The organism is Escherichia sp. WS1450 (assembly GCF_046487395.1).
In the GTDB taxonomy this organism is placed as follows: domain Bacteria; phylum Pseudomonadota; class Gammaproteobacteria; order Enterobacterales; family Enterobacteriaceae; genus Escherichia; species Escherichia coli.
Genome location: NZ_JBJQJO010000007.1, coordinates 229243 through 247831 on the forward strand (window position 1 = coordinate 229243; position 18589 = coordinate 247831).

Here is an 18589-nt window from a genome sequence, read left to right on the forward strand (position 1 = left end):
AAACGGCGCTTTTTAGCGCCGTTTTTATTTTTCAACCTTATTTCCAGATACGTAATTCATCGTCCGTTGTAACTTCTTTACTGGCTTTCATTTTCGGCAGTGAAAACGCATACCAGTCGATATTACGGGTCACAAACATCATGCCGGCCAGCGCCACCACCAGCACACTGGTTCCCAACAACAGCGCGCTATCGGCAGAGTTGAGCAGTCCCCACATCACACCATCCAGCAACAACAGCGCGAGGGTAAACAACATGCTATTGCGCCAGCCTTTCAATACCGCCTGCAAATAAATACCGTTCATTAACGCCCCAATCAGACTGGCGATTATCCATGCCACGGTAAAACCGATATGTTCAGAAAGCGCCAGCAAGAGCAAATAAAACATCACCAATGAAAGCCCCACCAGCAAATATTGCATTGGGTGTAAACGTTGCGCGGTGAGCGTTTCAAAAACAAAGAACGCCATAAAAGTCAGTGCAATCAGCAGAATGGCGTACTTAGTCGCCCGGTCCGTTAATTGGTATTGATCGGCTGGCGTCGTCACTGCGACGCTAAACGCGGGGAAGTTTTCCCAGCCGGTATCATTGCCTGAAGCAAAACGCTCACCGAGATTATTAGCAAACCAGCTGCTTTGCCATTGCGCCTGAAAACCTGACTCGCTAACTTCCCGTTTGGCTGGTAGAAAATCACCTAAAAAACTGGGATGCGGCCAGTTGCTGGTTAAGGTCATTTCGCTATTACGCCCGGCAGGCACCACAGAAAGATCGCCGGTACCGCTTAAATTCAGTGCCATATTCAGCTTCAGGTTCTGCTTCCGCCAGTCCCCTTCAGGTAAAGGGATATGCACGCCCTGCCCGCCTTGCTCTAACCCGGTACCGGGTTCAATGGTCAGTGCCGTTCCGTTAACTTCAGGCGCTTTCACCACACCAATACCACGCGCATCCCCGACGCTAATCACAATAAAGGGCTTGCCTAAGGTGATATTTGGCGCGTTGAGTTCGCTAAGACGCGAAACATCGAAATCGGCTTTTAGCGTTAAATCACTGTGCCAGACCTGACCGGTATAAATCCCTATCTTGCGTTCTTCCACGTTCTGATTGCCATCAACCATCAATGACTCAGGTAACCAAAAATGGATAAAACTTCGTTTCCGCTCCACGGTTTTATCGTCTTCCTGCACCGTATAAAGCTCGGTCACAGGAATAGCGATGAGCGGCCCAACGAGTTTTTGCGGCCCGCTGGTACTTTGGCGAATCGCATCTTCCACATCGCTACGGTAATCAGCACGTTCGACAATCACCTGCCGAATCAGCATTATCGGAATCAACAACAGCAATACTGCACCAAACAGGGTGGTCATTTTCCAGAACAGGGGGGATTTCAACATAGTCTTCTCCTTTGCAATGGCAGCAGGATACGAAGGCTATGTGGGAAGAATTTGAAGCTATGTGAAGTGACGGTGAAGTCGAAGCGAAGCCAGCACGCCACCTTCCTGCACGTTGCGCAGCGTGACTTCGCCGTTAAACAAACGGGCGACCTCACTGACGAACGCCAACCCCAGACCGCTGCTTTTTTGCCCATTTGCACGAGGCAAAGAGTAAAAGCGTTCAAAAATACGTGAAAGCGCGTAGTCAGGAATACCACTACCGGTATCCAGCACCTTAAGCGTGACGTGTTCCTGCTCCACTTCGGCGCTTAGCGTGATGCAACCGCTCTCGGGGGTAAAATCGATGGCGTTATCCAGTAAATTCCCCAGCGCCTGATCCAGTAACGCCGGTTCAGCAGCAACATTAACCTCGGTGGGCATAACATGCAAAGTGATGTTTTTTTCTGCCAACTGCACGGTGCGCGCTTCGCTGACGCGGCGGAATAATGCCGCCACATCAACAGCAGTCAGAACGACTTCCTGACGATTCTCCAGTCTTGCCTGGCGTAGTAACGTTTCTACCAATGCCTGCATACGCGCATTTTGCGTCAGAATGTTGTCAGTAAAACGAGCCACCACTTCCGGCGGCGGACCTTCGCGTAAAATTTCCGCCGCGCCACGAATCGCCGCCAGTGGGCTTTTTAGCTCATGAGTTAATGCGTAAACATACTGCTCAATATAGTTTTTCCCTTCCAGCTTCACGCGCATACTTTCCAGCGCCTGCGCGAGTTTACGCAGCTCGCTACTACCGAGATCGGGAAGAGGAACGGGCTTATTGTCAGTGACGGAATCAGCATAGCGAGTGAGCCGGGCAATGGAGCGGTTGATCCACCAAACCATGCCTGCGCCAATCACCAGTGCAATCCCCAACAAAATGGCGCTGGCCCATAAAATTCGCCGCTCGCTGCGCTTAATGACCGGAGCCATCGCCGCGTTCGGTTTGCCTACGCTCAAAACGCCAATAAGCCGCGAGCCGTCCATAATCGGCGCGGCAACATACATCACAGAACTTTCGGGATCGGCAGGATTTTGCAACGTGCTGCGCGCACCATACTGACCACGCAACGTTAGCCAGACGTCATTCCAGCGCGAATAATCCTGTCCAACGGCTTTATTTGCCGAATCGAACAATACTTTGCCCTGCGCATCGGTCATATAGACATGATATTCATTGCGCACTTTGTTAATGCCACCGATATTGGCGCGAAACGGGCGATGCTGTAGCTGATTAAACGCCTGCGCCAGTTGCCCATGCGTTGGGTCCCCAGAGAGCAAATCGGGACGCGCCAGCTCCGCCAGCAACGTTGCGGTGTCGATCAACGTCCCCTCCGTTGCTCTTCGCACGCCCGGTTTAACTTCTTTGACAAAAATGGCCAGTACGAACCAGGCTGCCACCGCCACCAGTAAAAAATAGCCCAGCAGCAACCGCATGCCGATACGCATTACAGGCCCCTCAGGCTATATCCCATGCCGCGATGAGTATTAATCGGTGAAAGATCGGGGTTGATGGCGCGCAGCTTGGCACGCAACGTTTTAATGTGGGTATCGACGGTGCGATCGTAGGTGTCCTGCGCATCTTCCCACACGCTATCCATCAGTTGCTGGCGGGACCAGACGCGGCCTGGCGACTTGAGTAACGTCTTCAGCAATAAAAACTCATACCGCGTCAGCGTTAATGGCGTGTCAAACCAGCTGATCTGCGCCGCGGGTTCATTCAATTCAAAATGTCCAATACGGATGACGGGAGACGGCGTCGAGAACTTCTTCACCCGACGCAGTAAGGTGCGCACCCTGGCGCACACTTCGCGGGGTGAAAACGGTTTAGCCACGTAGTCGTCAGCGCCAATTTCCAGCCCAAGCAGGCGATCGACCTCTTCACTTCGGGCCGTCAGGAACAGTACAGGTAACGCCGGATGGAGCGCCAGTAACTGGCGGCACAATTCAAAGCCACTGATATCAGGCAAACCAACGTCGAGAATCATGACATCGGGAACCTGCTGGCGAGCTTTATCCAGCACCGGCAAGCCTCGCTCAAAGACCTCGACGGCAAAACCTTCCTGCTGCAACATGTAGACCAGAGTGTCGGCTATCCCTTGCTCATCTTCCACTAACCAGACCGTTTCCCGTTGCATAAATCGCCTCTGTTATTGCCGCCACGGCATGACAGGAACCGCGCTAATCGCGTTTTTCGGCGAACCTTCTACAACTTTGTCGGAGTAAGCCAGATAAGCGAGCGCGTTGCGTTTGGCGTCATAAAAGCGCACGACCTGTAACGACTTAAAGACCAGGGACGTGCGTTTTTTGAATACTACCTCGCCCTGAGCTTTGCCGTTTTTAATACGATCCGACAGTTCAATCGGCCCGACTTGCTGACAAGAAATGGCCGCATCGGAGGTATCTTCTGCCAGGCCCAATCCCCCTTTAATACCACCGGTTTTCGCCCGGCTCACATAACAGGTGACATTTTTCACATCGGGATCGTCAAAGGCTTCCACAACAATTTTGTGATCCGGGCCGATCATTTTAAATACGGTGTCGACCGAACCAATCTCTTCTGCATGAGCCAATGGCCCCAGCATTATCAGGCTTAAAGACAGGATCAAATGCTTGTATTTCATATTGTTACCATTTTTATCTATTACACGAGCAATTAGTTCGTCACGGTAAATAACATATTGATTAAGAACAAAATCTCAATACTTTTATTTCCGTCAAGTCCTAAAACATACTCTACTAAGAAAAAAACACTGAATGCTAAAACAGCAAAAAATGCTATTATCCAATTACCTGATGTCAGGTGCTCGTTGTTGAAAGGATGAGGATATTTTATGGATCAGGCCGGCATTATTCGCGACCTTTTAATCTGGCTGGAAGGTCATCTGGATCAGCCCCTGTCGCTCGACAATGTAGCGGCGAAAGCAGGTTATTCCAAGTGGCACTTACAGAGAATGTTTAAAGATGTCACAGGCCATGCTATTGGCGCGTATATTCGTGCTCGTCGTTTGTCGAAATCGGCGGTCGCACTACGCCTGACTGCGCGTCCGATTCTGGACATCGCGCTGCAATACCGCTTCGACTCTCAACAGACATTTACCCGCGCATTCAAGAAGCAGTTTGCCCAGACTCCTGCACTTTACCGCCGTTCTCCTGAATGGAGCGCCTTTGGTATTCGCCCGCCGCTACGCCTGGGTGAATTCACTATGCCAGAGCACAAATTTGTCACCCTGGAAGATACGCCGCTGATTGGTGTTACCCAGAGCTACTCCTGTTCGCTGGAGCAAATCTCTGATTTCCGCCATGAAATGCGTTATCAGTTCTGGCACGATTTTCTCGGCAACGCGCCGACCATTCCGCCGGTGCTCTACGGCCTGAATGAAACGCGTCCGAGTCAGGATAAAGACGACGAACAAGAGGTATTCTATACCACCGCGTTAGCCCAGGATCAGGCAGATGGCTATGTACTGACGGGGCATCCGGTGATGCTGCAGGGCGGCGAATATGTGATGTTTACCTATGAAGGTCTGGGAACCGGCGTGCAGGAGTTTATCCTGACGGTATACGGAACGTGTATGCCAATGCTCAACCTGACGCGCCGTAAAGGTCAGGATATTGAGCGATACTACCCGGCAGAAGATGCCAAAGCGGGAGATCGCCCAATTAATCTGCGCTGTGAACTGCTGATTCCGATCCGTCGTTAACGCTGCAGCTCATCTAATGCAGGGGCGTCCAGATGCGAGATGTCCCCTGCGGTTTCAACGACCCAGCCAGACGCCAGCCACAGGCTTTCCTGATAATCCACGCGCGAAATAGAACAGTTACGCAGACGTAAGCGACGCTCTGCCCATGCTGGTAATCCGAGAATCGTACTCACCAGGCATCCCAGTGCAATACCATGGCTCACCAGCAGCGGTCGGCTTCCCTGCGGTAAGTCCCGGCAAGATTCCAGTGCCGCATTGACGCGATCGCTGAGCTCCTGCATTGACTCGCCTTCAGGAATACGCCCGTCAACGGTGCCATTGACCAGCTGCCGACGCCAGTTCTCTTCTTCTTCGGTCAGAGAATCGATATGTCTTTTTTCCAGCACACCCATGTTTAATTCACGCAGGCGAGAATCAAAGATGATGTCACAGCCGCAGGCCTGGGCGATGATTTCCGCCGTACGCCGGGTGCGTCCTAAATCGCTACTGATGATATGCGTAATGCCAAGCTCTTTGGCACGGGTTGCCACCTGCATCGCCTGTTGCTCACCTTTGGCGGTCAGCGGGCTGTCAGACTGGCCCTGAATACGTCGCTCGGCGTTCCACTGCGTTTCACCGTGGCGGACTAGGTATACCTGTAACATGCTTTTTTTCCGTATACTGCTGTAACGTTAATTTTCTGAGTAATGCTGATTATGCACCAAGTTGTCTGTGCGACCACCAATCCCGCTAAAATTCAGGCCATTCTGCAGGCATTTCACGAGATCTTCGGCGAAGGATCCTGCCATATTGCATCCGTTGCCGTCGAGAGCGGTGTACCGGAACAGCCCTTTGGCAGTGAGGAAACGCGCGCTGGCGCACGAAATCGGGTAGCAAATGCCCGCCGTTTACATCCAGAGGCTGATTTTTGGGTGGCGATTGAAGCTGGCATTGATGGCGACAGCACCTTCAGTTGGGTGGTGATTGAAAACGCCAGCCAGCGCGGCGAGGCGCGTTCGGCAACTTTGCCGTTACCTGCGGTGATTTTGCAGAAAGTGCGTGAAGGCGAGGCGCTCGGTCCCGTGATGTCGCGTTATACCGGTATTGATGAGATTGGTCGTAAGGAAGGGGCGATCGGCGTGTTTACCGCCGGGAAACTTACCCGCGCCAGCGTCTATCACCAGGCGGTGATCCTGGCGCTGAGTCCGTTTCATAATGCGGTGTATCAGTGATCTTTCAGCAACACCTTTTCCAGCCACTGGCGCAGCTCCACGGGTGCGGCTTTCAGGCTGTTAGATCCACGCGTAATCGTCGCGATGCCCGCGCCGAGTTCATTTTTTAACTCACGCTGGCTCATTTCGCCGCGCAGCAGCTCTTCGACAATACGCACGCGAGTCCCCAACGCTTCGCGCTCATCTGGCGTCAGCATCAGGTTTAACAACGGTAAATGGAGATCGTTTTGGTAGGCATTCTTAAGCAGGTCGACAAAACGTAACCACTCCTGGTGACGCTGTTCTGCCATCGCTGCTGAATAGGGTGATTGTTGGGCCATAATATGTCGCCATTGTTAGCGGGGGAAGCAAAATGCCTCCCCCGGTTGTACTCGCTAAAGAGTACGATAGCATATCATAAACGTGCGGATCAGTAACGACGTCCCCATTCCGTGGCGCTCATCAACGTCGGTTTATCCCCCATGAAATAGCGGTAGTAAGCGTCATAAGCCAGCACGTTCTTCACATAACCGCGCGTCTCGGAGAACGGAATACTCTCGACGAATGCCACTGCGTCGATACGCCCGGCGCTGTTGCCAAGCCAGGTTCGCACCCGCCCTGGTCCGGCGTTATAAGCTGCTGAGGAGAAAATACGGTTATTACCAAACTGCTGATAAACATATTGCAGGTAACTGGTGCCAATGTTGATATTCGTTTCCGGATCCAGCAATTGCCCAGGGCTGCTATAACCAGGAATAGAGAACATCTTCACCGTATGGGTCGCCGTGCCCGGCATAATCTGCATCAGGCCGCTGGCCCCTACCGGTGATTTCACTTTCGGATTCCAGGCGCTCTCCTGACGGGCAATCGCCATCGCATAGCTTTGCGGGATCTCCTTCCCACTGGTGTAACGTTTGAAAAGATCGTTGTAAGCCAGCGGGAATCGCTCTTCCAGATGATCCCAAAGCTTCCCGGCGATCGTTGCCTGAACGCTAAGATCCCACCATTGGTTGTTGAAAGCATACCGCGCCAGTTGAGCTTGCTCTGTTTTTGACTTGCTCTTCACCAGATTGGCCCACTCGCTACGCGCGGTGTTATCGAGATTCCAGTACATCAACTCGCGCACGCGCGCCATCTCCGGCCCCTGAGTCAGGGCGCTGTCAACATTCTGCGGCGCTTTATCAATCTTCAGCTCATACTCTTCGCCGATGCGTTGTGCTGCAACCATCGGGTAGAAACCACGCTGTTGCATGAGTTGATGCAAAATCTCTTTCGCTTCAGCTTCACGTCCGCGTTCCAGCAGTAAATCCGCCTGCCAGTAACGCCATTCATCTTTCTCTTTCGCCTCCATCGGCAAACGCGCCAGCCAGGTATTCAGGCCGCGACGATCGCCGGTGCCAAGCGCCATTCGCACACGGCGTTCAATAAGCGAAGTAGATTGCGAACGCATAATGGCGTCATCACGCCATTTCGCCTGTTCGTCGGTGACATCGTTGCCCATCAAACGCCAGGCGACGATATCGCGCAGCTCCTGAATCTGATCTTCATTAAGCTGCTGCGCCTGGGCAAGCGACGGGATCATCAGCCGTGCATTTTCAGCATCCTGCCGCGCCACACTGGCAAACGCCACCGCCGCCATTTGACGGGTAAAATCGGTCGCTCCGGTTGTACGCGCGAAGGTCAGTACCGTATTAGGATTGTTCGCCAGTGAAATAATTGCCGAAGCGATAGTCTGGTAATCGGCAGGCATCTGCCCTGCCAGCACTGTTACCAGGCCAGTGTTACCCGCTTTCATCGCCAGACGGATACGCTCTAAATACGCCAGCGGATCTTGTTTACCTGACGCACGCCAGACGCTAAATAACTTGTCACAGGCGTTAGGCTGGCTCTTGCCGGTTAGCCACAGCTCTTTCGCCCCTTGCCAGGCTTCTTCACTCTGCCCGGTGTTCCATTTTGCATAGTAGTAATTACATTGCGCTTCGGTAGTTCCGGGCTTTTCCGGGCTAAAGGCTAACAAGCCACGCCAGTCTTCACGCCGCGCCAGTTCATTGACGAAACGAGATTGCAGCGTGCGAGCGGGAGGAAGCGTGGGGTTAGCGCGAACAAAGTTAGTGACCGTCACCGCCGGTTGATTCATCAGATCATCGGTGATCTGGCGGTATTCCAGGTAGGGATAAAGCGGATAATCTTTCAGTCCAGGCATCATTTGTTCGACCACATCCATTTGTCGATTATCCCAGGCCTGCTTGATTTGGGCGTAGCGGCTACGCTGCTCATCCAGTGAGTCGGCTCGCGCCACGCTGCTGACCGTCAGCAGACAGACACCGGCAGCCAACAGCCGCCAGGTAACGTGTTTGGCTTTTTCCACAAGCGCATCCTCTAAGTGTAAATACATCAATGCAGCGTCATGCCGCGTAATAGATTTATGCTAACCAGTCATTGCCGTTTACGCCACGTTACGGACACTTTTTTACTTTTATCGGGAGGGTGATCGACCGGCTGGGATTAGATAAGGAAACAGGCTACACTTCGCCTTTGAAAACTCATCATCACGATAAACATAGAGGCGAAGTCCAACGTGGCTCAATTCGTTTATACCATGCATCGTGTCGGCAAAGTTGTTCCGCCGAAACGTCATATTTTGAAAAACATCTCTCTGAGTTTCTTCCCTGGGGCAAAAATTGGTGTCCTGGGTCTGAACGGCGCGGGTAAGTCCACCCTGCTGCGCATTATGGCGGGCATTGATAAAGACATCGAAGGCGAAGCGCGTCCGCAACCGGATATCAAGATTGGTTATCTGCCGCAGGAACCGCAGCTGAACCCGGAACACACCGTGCGTGAGTCCATTGAAGAAGCGGTTTCTGAAGTGGTTAACGCCCTGAAACGCCTGGATGAAGTGTATGCGCTGTACGCCGATCCGGATGCCGATTTTGACAAGCTGGCCGCTGAACAAGGCCGTCTGGAAGAGATCATTCAGGCTCACGACGGTCACAACCTGAACGTTCAGCTGGAGCGTGCAGCGGATGCGCTGCGTCTGCCGGACTGGGACGCGAAAATCGCAAACCTCTCCGGTGGTGAGCGTCGTCGCGTGGCGTTGTGCCGCCTGCTGCTGGAAAAACCAGACATGCTGCTGCTCGACGAACCGACCAACCACCTGGATGCCGAATCCGTGGCCTGGCTGGAACGCTTCCTGCACGACTTCGAAGGCACCGTTGTGGCGATTACCCACGACCGTTACTTCCTTGATAACGTTGCAGGCTGGATCCTCGAACTGGACCGTGGTGAAGGTATTCCGTGGGAAGGTAACTACTCCTCCTGGCTGGAGCAGAAAGATCAACGTCTGGCGCAGGAAGCTTCACAAGAAGCTGCGCGTCGTAAGTCGATTGAGAAAGAGCTGGAGTGGGTACGTCAGGGGACTAAAGGCCGTCAGTCGAAAGGTAAAGCACGTCTGGCGCGCTTTGAAGAACTGAACAGCACCGAATATCAGAAACGTAACGAAACCAACGAACTGTTTATTCCACCTGGACCGCGTCTGGGCGACAAAGTGCTGGAAGTCAGCAATCTGCGTAAATCCTATGGCGATCGTCTGCTGATTGATGATCTGAGTTTCTCGATCCCGAAAGGGGCGATCGTCGGGATCATCGGTCCGAACGGTGCGGGTAAATCGACCCTGTTCCGTATGATCTCTGGTCAGGAACAGCCGGACAGCGGCACCATCACTTTGGGTGAAACGGTGAAACTGGCATCGGTTGATCAGTTCCGTGACTCAATGGATAACAGCAAAACCGTTTGGGAAGAAGTTTCCGGCGGGCTGGATATCATGAAAATCGGCAACACCGAGATGCCAAGCCGCGCCTACGTTGGCCGCTTTAACTTTAAAGGGGTTGATCAGGGTAAACGCGTTGGTGAACTCTCCGGCGGTGAGCGCGGTCGTCTGCATCTGGCGAAGCTGCTGCAAGTTGGCGGCAACATGCTGCTGCTCGACGAACCAACCAACGACCTGGATATCGAAACCCTGCGCGCGCTGGAAAACGCCCTGCTGGAGTTCCCGGGCTGTGCGATGGTTATCTCGCACGACCGTTGGTTCCTCGACCGTATCGCCACGCACATCCTGGATTACCAGGATGAAGGTAAAGTTGAGTTCTTCGAAGGTAACTTTACCGAGTACGAAGAGTACAAGAAACGCACGCTGGGCGCAGACGCGCTGGAGCCGAAGCGTATCAAGTACAAGCGTATTGCGAAGTAATGCGTAAAATGCCGGATGCGGCGCGCCAGCATCGCATCCGGTATTAGTTAAATGATGAGTCCCCGAAAAGGCAGAATTCTCTTTAAGCGTATTAGCTCAGATGCGGACTGACATCTCAAATCAAGCGGGAACTCATGGTTCCCGCTTAACGTTTTATTCACCGCGCAAAATCTGGCGGAAATGGGAAACCAGCGGACGTTGGTTGGCTTTATGCCAGGCTGCCCATAATTGCGTTGAATAATTCATCCACGGCAATTCACGTAATACCACCCCTTCCGGCGCATTATGACGCAGACTATGTTGAATTAAGGCCAGACCTAATCCCGCAGCGACCAAACCTAATGCCGTGAGGGGTTCACCCGCTTCCAGGCGAATATCAGGATTAAACCCGGCGTTAACACAGGCGGCGACAAAATGATCGCGAGAATGCGCATCGTCGTTATGAATCACCGCAATCCACTGCTCATCGCCAAGTTGTGACGCGACAAGGTTTTCCTCCTGCGCCAGAGGATGATTTTGCGGTAAGGCCAACAACATTCGATCATCCAGAACCTGAATATATTCCAGATCCTGCTCGCTGTCGGTGGGCGGCGTATCGACCAGAGAAAAATCGAGACTGCGCTGGCGCAGGCCTTCAATCTGGGTAGCCGGTGGTTGGCTGTAAAGTGCGATATGCACATTCGGACGCGATACACGTAACGTACGTAGCGCCGTAGAAAGCACACCGGAATGCATGGCGTTTTCGATATAGCCAATACACAAGCCACCATCTTCCCCCCGTCCCAGGCGTTTGCCTAACGACTCCAGACGGTTGGCGTGTGTCAGCAATGAACGTGTTTCGGCAAGGAATGTCTGTCCATCAGCGGTCAGGCGAATGCGCTGCTGATTACGCTCAAACAGCGTCAGCCCCAGCCGTTCTTCCAGTTGTGCAATCTGGCGGCTCAGCGGTGATTGCGAGATATGTAATCGCTCGGCTGCGCGTCCCACGTGCTCTTCTTCTGCGACCACCACGAAGTACTTCAGTTGGCGTAAATCAATCATGTTAGACCTCAAAGGACTTAAGTCAGACGAATTATGTCCTATCAAGTCACAACCTCGCAAGGTATTGTGATCCACGTCACAGGGCGATAGCAAAAAAACGCCCTAACCCAAACCGAATAATTGAGGACATCTTATGAGCATCAAAAATTTACTTCCCGGCAAAATTGGCTTAGGTGGCGCACCACTCGGCAACATGTTCCGTGCCATTCCGGAAGACGAGGCCCACGCCACCGTGAGCGAAGCCTGGAACCTGGGCGTGCGTTACTTTGATACCGCGCCGCTGTACGGCTCTGGCCTTTCTGAAATCCGCATGGGCGAAGCGCTGTCTCAGTATCCACGTGATGAATACGTTCTGAGCAGCAAAGTCGGCCGCATCATGCTGGACGAAATGGAAGATCCGGCAAAACGTGATTTCGGTGAAAAAGGTGGCCTGTTCGAACATGGCCTGAAAAACAAAATTCTGAATGACTACTCTGCTGACGCCACGCTGCGCTCGATTGAAGACAGCCTGAAACGCCTGAAAACAGATCGTCTGGATATTGTCTGGATCCACGACCCGGCGCAGGACTTCTACGGTGACAGCTGGCTGGAGCAGTTCAACATTGCTCGTACCGGTGCGTTTCGTGCACTGACACGTTTGCGTGACGAAGGTGTGATTAAAGCCTGGGGACTGGGTGTGAATCGCGTCGAACCTTGCGAACTGACGCTGGCGCTGGACGAACCGAAGCCGGATGCGTTCCTGCTGGCGGGGCGTTATTCCCTGCTGGATCACGAACGTGCGCTGCAACGCCTGATGCCAGAAGCACTGGAACAGAACGTGGATATTGTTGTGGGCGGTCCGTACAGCTCTGGCGTACTGGCAGGCGGCGAGCACTTTGAATATCAGAAAGCTTCTGCGGCCATCCAGCAGAAAGTGGCGCAAATTAACACCATTGCCACACGTTTCAATGTGAACGTTAAAGCAGCTGCGCTGCAGTTCGCGCTGGCAAACCCGGCCGTTGCGGCGGTTATTCCTGGCTCCAGCCGTCCTGGCCGTATGGCAGAAGATCTGGCTGCACTGAATGCGCCTGTTCCGGCTGAATTCTGGGCAGAAATGCGCCGTCAAAATCTGGTTGCGGAAAACGCTCCGCTGCCGACCCGTTAATCAACCTGGTGAGAAAACGATGAAACTGGATCTGACAGGTAAAGTCGCGGTGGTCAGCGGCTCAACCTCCGGCATTGGGCAGGGTATCGCCGCCGGACTGGCAAAAGCAGGCGCAACGGTGGTTGTCGTCGGCCGTAAACAGCGCGGCGTTGATGACGCCATGGCTGCGATTGCGACACAAACTCCCACGGCGTCACTGCGTGGCGTGGTGGCCGATCTCAGCACCGAAGACGGCGTGGCTGCGCTGATCGCTGCAGTCCCAACGGCTGATGTGCTGGTCAATAATCTGGGCATTTTCAACGATAAAGATTTCTTTAGCGTTCCGGATGATGAGTGGCTGCACTTCTATAACGTCAACGTCCTCTCCGGCGTTCGTCTGGCGCGTCACTATGCGCCAGGCATGACGGAACAGGGCTGGGGGCGGATTATCTTTGTCTCGTCCGAATCCGGCGTGGCAATCCCTGGCGACATGATCAACTACGGCGTCACCAAAGCCGCGAATCTGGCGGTCTCTCATGGTCTGGCGAAACGACTGGCAGGGACCGGTGTGACCGTCAACGCCATTCTGCCAGGGCCAACCTTTACCGATGGCCTGAAAGAGATGCTGGCGGATGCCGCTGCACAATCGGGACGCAGTGCGCGTGAACAGGCCGATGAGTTTGTTAAAACCTCGCGTCCGAGTTCCATCATCCAGCGTGCGGCGGATGTGGAAGAAGTAGCGAATCTGGCGGTTTATCTCGCGTCACCGCTTTCCTCGGCAACCACAGGGGCAGCCCTGCGCGTCGATGGCGGTGTCGTCGACACCCTGACTATGTAACCCTATAAATTAAGAGAAAATTATCATGGCTAAAACAACTGTATCGATCGAAATTCCGGCTTCTGCCGACGCCGTATGGCAATTGATGGGCGGCTTTGATGCGCTGCCAGACTGGCTGCCGTTCATCCCGAAAAGCGTAGTGACAGAAGGCGGTCGCGTTCGTTCGCTGACAACCTCTGACGGCGGCACTGTGGTTGAACGTCTGGAAGCGTTTGATAACCGTCAACGCAGTTATACCTATTCCATTATTCAGGCACCGTTCCCGGTGGTGGATTACCTCTCCACCATTACCGTTCATGAAACCGCCGACAGCCAGGTTTCCCGTGTGGAATGGTTCGGTGAATTCACCCCGGTGAATGTGACGAACGAAGAGGCCGAAGCGCTGTTTACCGGCATCTATCGGGATGGTCTCAAAGCGCTGAAGGACAACTTTGTTGCCTGATGCAATCGACAGGCGTCGGAACGTCCGGCGTCTGATTATTAACAAAATCAGAATAGTCTATTGTCATTTGTATCATTTATGTTATCAGGCAGCAGGCGTATTCTCTCCCCATCGCGTTAATAAACGCCAAACAATTAAGACACTCTGGAATATAAACATGAAAACGATCATCGCAATTTTTACAGCTTCTCTTTTCTCTGTCGCGGCGTTTAACGCATCGGCGCAAAGCGTAACAGCAACCGGTACAACACTGGATTCTGCGGAAGCGGTTATTGCGCAGAAAGCGAAAGAGATAAACGCCTCTGAATACAAAATCACCAGCGCTCGCATGGGCAATACCGTCACCATGAGTGCCGAACTGTACAAATAACCGCGCAAGGGACCCATTACGTAATTTGCTAAATATGCGCTGAATGCGTTGCCATTAAAAAACCGTATTGTAATGCCACCGATGACACGTTCCCGTGCGGGTGACGTTACGACTGACATGATGGCGGACTATTACGCGCAGCACGCCAGTGCAGGACTTCTCATCAGCGAAGGTACGCAAATCAGCAGAAGCGCTGCGCATAATTTTCCATGGCACGCTGATTTACTCCGGTAAATACACCAAAGCGCGCGCCGAAGCGGACTGTCAGATTTGATTGCATTCTGGCTACGCAACCGGTCAGTTGGAGTATGAAGTTGCTCACGAATAGCCTTAGCATCCGCAATTTCGTAGTGGGTCACCCGTGCAGGTTCTTTCTAATCTCAACAGCCTCTTCCAGAGAGGTTTTCAACTCATCAAAAAAACTCATTTTATACCTCGCCTTTGAGCCGTTTCGTCACGGTTATCCCTGCTCCCCCATCATCTCCCGCACCAGCTCCACACAGCGCAGGAAACGGCTGTCGTAATCGTCTTCTTCAACCCGCACAAATTCGATATTGTTCTCTTCCAGCATCTCCACCAGCAAGTTCTGGAACTCTTTGCGATCCACCGAACTGCCGAGACTGCGTAAACCATCCGCCACCCACGGCGTGTTGTTCTCCAGCAGGATCACCAGATCGAAACGGTATTCATCAATCAGCGCCTGCACGAACGGATGCTCACGCCCTTCGTACTTTTTGCAGAACGCCTGGGTAGTGACAAAATCGGTGTCAATAAACGCCACTTTATTGGCATATTTCACCGCAAAATCAATATATTGCGCGTGTCCCAGCGCGATTTTATCGTAGTCGGAATACTGCAATGCGATCTCATCACCGCCAAGGTGTGAAAAGACATAATCGCGACCATATTCCCACGCACTGGTGGTATTGAAGATATTGGCAAGCTTGTTTACCAGGGTGGATTTACCGCTCGACTCGCCGCCAAGGATCGCCACGGTACGCACAAAGAACGGCTTCACTTCGGTGGGAATATATTCCCAGTAGCGGAACGGGTTTTCGCGGATCTGCGCACCGCTGATACTCATAAAGGTGCGTTTCGGATCGACCAGCACCGTTTCGATCCCCAGATGTTCCATATACTGTGGCGCATCGGCTTCTTCCGAGGTGTAGATCAGGTCCGGCTGGATCCCCTTTTCAGCCATAAACTTTTTGATGCCGTTGCTCCACACATCCCAGCCGTGCGGATACGGCTCCATGCCCTCTTCGTTGAAAGCATGAATACGGATATTTTTCTGATATTTAAAGGTTTGCAATAACCAGCGCAGACGATCCGGCACCGTGGGCTGCTGCGACATGGCGCTGTCTTCAAACAACGCGCGGTCGCGGGTATCGTCAAAACCCATAATGATATGCAGCTCGTCAACCTGGCTACAGGCGCGCTGGATAAGGTAGATATGTCCGGTATGTAGCGGGTAGAACTTACCAAATACGACACCAATGGTTTTCTTCTGCCGGGGAAATTCAAGCCCCAAAAAACGGTGCAACGCCTCCAGCTTTTGCGCGCTGGGGCTTTTAATTTTGGCATTCAGTAACTGGCTTAAATACCCTTTGGTCATACCGCTGGCATCAGCTACCTGCTGTAGCGTGCAGCCCTGTTGCTTGATGGCAGTTTTCAGGTAATCAAATGACGACATATCTCCCTCCGTATCTCTCATTATAAGTCGTCGAACACGCTAAGCGCGTCGGAGAGTTTTTTAACGCCAAAAATCTGCATCCCTTCCGGCGCTTTTTTCGGCACGTTAGCCGCCGGAACAATCGCCCGCCGAAAACCGTGTTTCGCCGCTTCAGAGATTCGTTCCTGGCCGCTGGGCACCGGGCGGATCTCCCCTGCCAGCCCGACTTCACCAAACACCACCAGATCCTGCGGCAGCGGTCTGTCGCGCAGGCTGGAAACCATCGCCAGCAGTAACGCTAAGTCGGCGCTAGTTTCGGTTACCTTCACGCCACCGACCACGTTAACAAATACATCCTGATCGGCCATTTGCAACCCACCGTGACGGTGCAGCACCGCCAGCAGGATTGCCAGACGGTTTTGCTCCAGCCCTACTGCGACGCGGCGTGGATTCGCCATCATCGAGTGATCGACCAGCGCCTGGATCTCCACCAGCAGTGGACGCGTTCCTTCCCATACCACCATCACTGAGCTACCGGAGGTCACTTCATCACCGCGGCTTAAAAAGATGGCGGAAGGGTTGCTAACTTCACGCAGCCCCTGTTCGGTCATCGCGAAGACGCCCAGCTCATTCACCGCGCCGAAGCGGTTTTTATGGCTGCGTAAGGTGCGAAAACGGGAGTCGGCATCGCCATCCAGAAGCACCGAACAGTCGATACAGTGTTCCAGCACTTTAGGGCCAGCCAGCGAGCCATCTTTGGTTACGTGCCCAACCATGACAATCGCCACGCCGCGCGTTTTGGCGAAGCGCGTCAGATAAGCCGCCGTTTCACGCACCTGCGCCACGCTGCCAGGCGATGACTGAACATCCGCCATATGCATCACCTGGATGGAGTCAATTACCATCAGCTTCGGTTGCTCTTCTTCGGCAATCAGGCAGATCTGCTCGATGCTGGTTTCCGACAACATATTGAGATTGTCAGTCGGCAGGCCAAGGCGATGAGCGCGCATTGCCACCTGTTGCAGCGACTCTTCGCCAGTGACATACAGCGTTTTCATCTGCTGCGCCAGTTTGCACAGCGTTTGCAGCAACAGCGTGGATTTCCCCGCACCTGGGTTACCGCCAATCAGAATGGCGCTTCCCGGCACCACCCCGCCGCCTAATACGCGGTCGAACTCTTTAAATCCGGTGGAAAAACGCGGCAGCTCCTCAAGGCTGATGTCGGAGAGTTTCTGGACTTTCGCCACCCCGGCGCTACCGGCATAGCCACTGAGACGCTCGTTACGCGCCACCGTTGGCGACGCAGCAAGACGCACCTCGGTGATGGTGTTCCAGGCATGACAGGCGCTGCACTGCCCCTGCCAGCGCGGATAATCGGCCCCGCATTCATTACAAACAAAGGCGCGTTTTGGAGCTTTTGCCACGGTGTACCTCGTTAATGCTGTGCCGCCCGCAGGATGACGGGCAGGCAATTACTTCTGATTCAGGCTGCCTGAGAGGATGCAGAATACCCCCATCAGGTCAGCGTGACGGATGGTGACTTCCGTCTTTTCATTCACTTTTGGCTTGGCATGGTAGGCAATCCCCAGCCCTGCCGCTTTGATCATCGGCAGGTCATTGGCTCCATCACCAATCGCCACGGTCTGCGCCAGCGGGATTTCATACTCCTGCGCGAGGCGAGTCAGAGTTTTCGCTTTGTACTGCGCGTCTACGATGTCGCCGATCACATTGCCGGTAAATTTACCGTCCATGATCTCCAGTTCATTGGCTACCACGGCTGTCAGGCGCAGCTTGTCGCGCAGGTATTCAGCAAAGAAAGTAAAGCCACCGGAGGCAATCGCCACTTTCCAGCCCAGCGTTTCCAGCTTGAGCACCAGTTGCGTTAAGCCTGGCATCAGCGGCAGATTTTCACGCACCTGTTGCAGAATATTGGCATCAGCGCCTTTCAGCGTCGCCACGCGGCTGCGCAGGCTGGCGGTAAAATCGAGTTCGCCGCGCATCGCCCGTTCGGTTACCTCCGCCACCATCTCGCCCGTTCCGGCCAGTTTGGCAATTTCATCAATACATTCAATCTGGATGGCGGTGGAATCCATGTCCATCACCAGCAAACCCGGCGTGCGCAGGTGCGGGATTTTCCCCAGCGGCGCGACATCCAGCTGCGCTTCGTGGGCCAGGCGCGTAGCCCGCGCGGTGAGTGAACCTGCCAGACGAATCACCTGATAATCTTCCACGCACCAGGCGGCAACAATCACCATCGCCGCGCCCAGTTTGCTCTGGTATTGGGTCAGACGTTGTTTATCCAGCCCACGACCATACAGCAGCCAGCCGCTACGACCTGCGTGGTAATCCAGTGGCATCACTTCATCACCACTTAATGAAAGAGGCAGACCCGGCCATAAAGAGACATCTTCAGGCAGGTCGCACCAGGTAATGTTAGGCATTAAGGCTCCTGTAAAATCGTTCGAAGCAGGGAAAATAACGCATGAGGCTACCTTGTATCCATTGCTTCTGGCAACATTAAGTCTCAAATTTTCAAAGGG

General features: G+C 53.4%; 18 protein-coding genes and 1 pseudogene. 8 read left to right on the forward strand and 11 right to left on the reverse strand.

From position 1 onward, the window contains the following. Nucleotides 1–37: 37 nt before the first annotated feature. Genes creD through creA form a run of 4 tightly spaced genes read right to left on the reverse strand, consistent with a single transcriptional unit; the run spans nt 38 to nt 4047 of the window. Nucleotides 38–1390: a cell envelope integrity protein CreD gene (creD, locus tag ACJHYR_RS11345; RefSeq protein WP_072837372.1), complete on the reverse strand. Its 1353-nt coding sequence runs from the start codon at nt 1388–1390 to the stop codon at nt 38–40. A 57-nt stretch (nt 1391–1447) separates the two neighbouring features. Continuing rightward, a complete protein-coding gene (gene creC / locus ACJHYR_RS11350; RefSeq protein WP_021564842.1) occupies nt 1448–2872 on the reverse strand; it encodes a two-component system sensor histidine kinase CreC in 1425 nt (474 codons plus the stop codon). After that, the gene (gene creB, locus ACJHYR_RS11355; protein WP_001188679.1) at nt 2872–3561 is read right to left on the reverse strand and encodes a two-component system response regulator CreB; all 690 of its coding nucleotides are present in this window, start codon (nt 3559–3561) and stop codon (nt 2872–2874) included. The genes creC and creB overlap by 1 nt, the downstream gene beginning before the upstream one ends. Before the next feature lie 12 nt (nt 3562–3573). Further along, nucleotides 3574–4047 carry a protein CreA gene (gene creA, locus ACJHYR_RS11360; RefSeq protein WP_000875487.1) on the reverse strand — a complete coding sequence of 158 codons (474 nt, stop codon included), beginning with the start codon at nt 4045–4047 and terminating at the stop codon, nt 3574–3576. Nucleotides 4048–4257: 210 nt separating this feature from the next. Between creA and robA the strand changes: the two genes are divergently transcribed. Beyond that, the gene (gene robA / locus ACJHYR_RS11365; RefSeq protein WP_000371666.1) at nt 4258–5127 is read left to right on the forward strand and encodes an MDR efflux pump AcrAB transcriptional activator RobA; all 870 of its coding nucleotides are present in this window, start codon (nt 4258–4260) and stop codon (nt 5125–5127) included. Here the strand turns inward: robA and gpmB are convergent. Continuing rightward, the gene (gpmB, locus tag ACJHYR_RS11370; RefSeq protein ID WP_000942344.1) at nt 5124–5771 is read right to left on the reverse strand and encodes a 2,3-diphosphoglycerate-dependent phosphoglycerate mutase GpmB; all 648 of its coding nucleotides are present in this window, start codon (nt 5769–5771) and stop codon (nt 5124–5126) included. The genes robA and gpmB overlap by 4 nt on opposite strands. Before the next feature lie 51 nt (nt 5772–5822). Here gpmB and yjjX point away from each other — a divergent pair, with 51 nt between their 5' ends. After that, nucleotides 5823–6338, forward strand: coding sequence for an inosine/xanthosine triphosphatase (gene yjjX / locus ACJHYR_RS11375; protein WP_001389639.1), 516 nt, complete (start codon nt 5823–5825; stop codon nt 6336–6338). On the opposite strand, the gene trpR is transcribed toward yjjX, so the two are convergent. Beyond that, entirely contained in the window at nt 6332–6658 is a 327-nt protein-coding gene (trpR, locus tag ACJHYR_RS11380; RefSeq protein WP_000068680.1) for a trp operon repressor, read from the reverse strand. The two genes, yjjX and trpR, sit on opposite strands and share 7 nt — an antisense overlap. 89 nt (nt 6659–6747) lie before the next feature. After that, nucleotides 6748–8685 (reverse strand): murein transglycosylase, encoded by a 1938-nt coding sequence (gene sltY / locus ACJHYR_RS11385; RefSeq protein ID WP_000409419.1) that lies wholly within the window; start codon nt 8683–8685, stop codon nt 6748–6750. Between the two features lie 210 nt (nt 8686–8895). Between sltY and ettA the strand changes: the two genes are divergently transcribed. Further along, the gene (gene ettA, locus ACJHYR_RS11390; RefSeq protein ID WP_000046749.1) at nt 8896–10563 is read left to right on the forward strand and encodes an energy-dependent translational throttle protein EttA; all 1668 of its coding nucleotides are present in this window, start codon (nt 8896–8898) and stop codon (nt 10561–10563) included. Between the two features lie 153 nt (nt 10564–10716). On the opposite strand, the gene ACJHYR_RS11395 is transcribed toward ettA, so the two are convergent. After that, a complete protein-coding gene (locus tag ACJHYR_RS11395; RefSeq protein WP_000566334.1) occupies nt 10717–11604 on the reverse strand; it encodes a LysR substrate-binding domain-containing protein in 888 nt (295 codons plus the stop codon). Between the two features lie 133 nt (nt 11605–11737). Here ACJHYR_RS11395 and ACJHYR_RS11400 point away from each other — a divergent pair, with 133 nt between their 5' ends. From ACJHYR_RS11400 to ACJHYR_RS11420, 5 genes and pseudogenes are all read left to right on the forward strand, one after another. Next, nucleotides 11738–12748, forward strand: coding sequence for an aldo/keto reductase (locus ACJHYR_RS11400; protein ID WP_000023619.1), 1011 nt, complete (start codon nt 11738–11740; stop codon nt 12746–12748). Nucleotides 12749–12767: 19 nt separating this feature from the next. Next, on the forward strand, nt 12768–13565 hold the full coding sequence (locus ACJHYR_RS11405) for an SDR family NAD(P)-dependent oxidoreductase (RefSeq protein ID WP_059328241.1): 798 nt from the start codon (nt 12768–12770) through the stop codon (nt 13563–13565). Between the two features lie 25 nt (nt 13566–13590). Further along, entirely contained in the window at nt 13591–14007 is a 417-nt protein-coding gene (locus ACJHYR_RS11410) for an SRPBCC family protein (RefSeq protein ID WP_001140838.1), read from the forward strand. 157 nt (nt 14008–14164) lie between these two features. Further along, nucleotides 14165–14377: a DUF1471 domain-containing protein gene (locus ACJHYR_RS11415; protein WP_000848790.1), complete on the forward strand. Its 213-nt coding sequence runs from the start codon at nt 14165–14167 to the stop codon at nt 14375–14377. A gap of 72 nt (nt 14378–14449) precedes the next feature. Then, nucleotides 14450–14590, forward strand: a pseudogene (locus tag ACJHYR_RS11420) (hypothetical protein); the annotation flags it as partial. Nucleotides 14591–14837: 247 nt separating this feature from the next. Here the strand turns inward: ACJHYR_RS11420 and nadR are convergent. Genes nadR through serB form a run of 3 tightly spaced genes read right to left on the reverse strand, consistent with a single transcriptional unit; the run spans nt 14838 to nt 18490 of the window. Beyond that, a complete protein-coding gene (gene nadR, locus ACJHYR_RS11425) occupies nt 14838–16070 on the reverse strand; it encodes a multifunctional transcriptional regulator/nicotinamide-nucleotide adenylyltransferase/ribosylnicotinamide kinase NadR (protein WP_000093812.1) in 1233 nt (410 codons plus the stop codon). A 20-nt stretch (nt 16071–16090) separates the two neighbouring features. Beyond that, a complete protein-coding gene (gene radA / locus ACJHYR_RS11430) occupies nt 16091–17473 on the reverse strand; it encodes a DNA repair protein RadA (RefSeq protein WP_001029698.1) in 1383 nt (460 codons plus the stop codon). 48 nt (nt 17474–17521) lie between these two features. After that, complete coding sequence (gene serB, locus ACJHYR_RS11435) at nt 17522–18490, reverse strand: phosphoserine phosphatase (RefSeq protein ID WP_001132956.1); 969 nt, start codon at nt 18488–18490, stop codon at nt 17522–17524. Nucleotides 18491–18589: the final 99 nt, after the last annotated feature.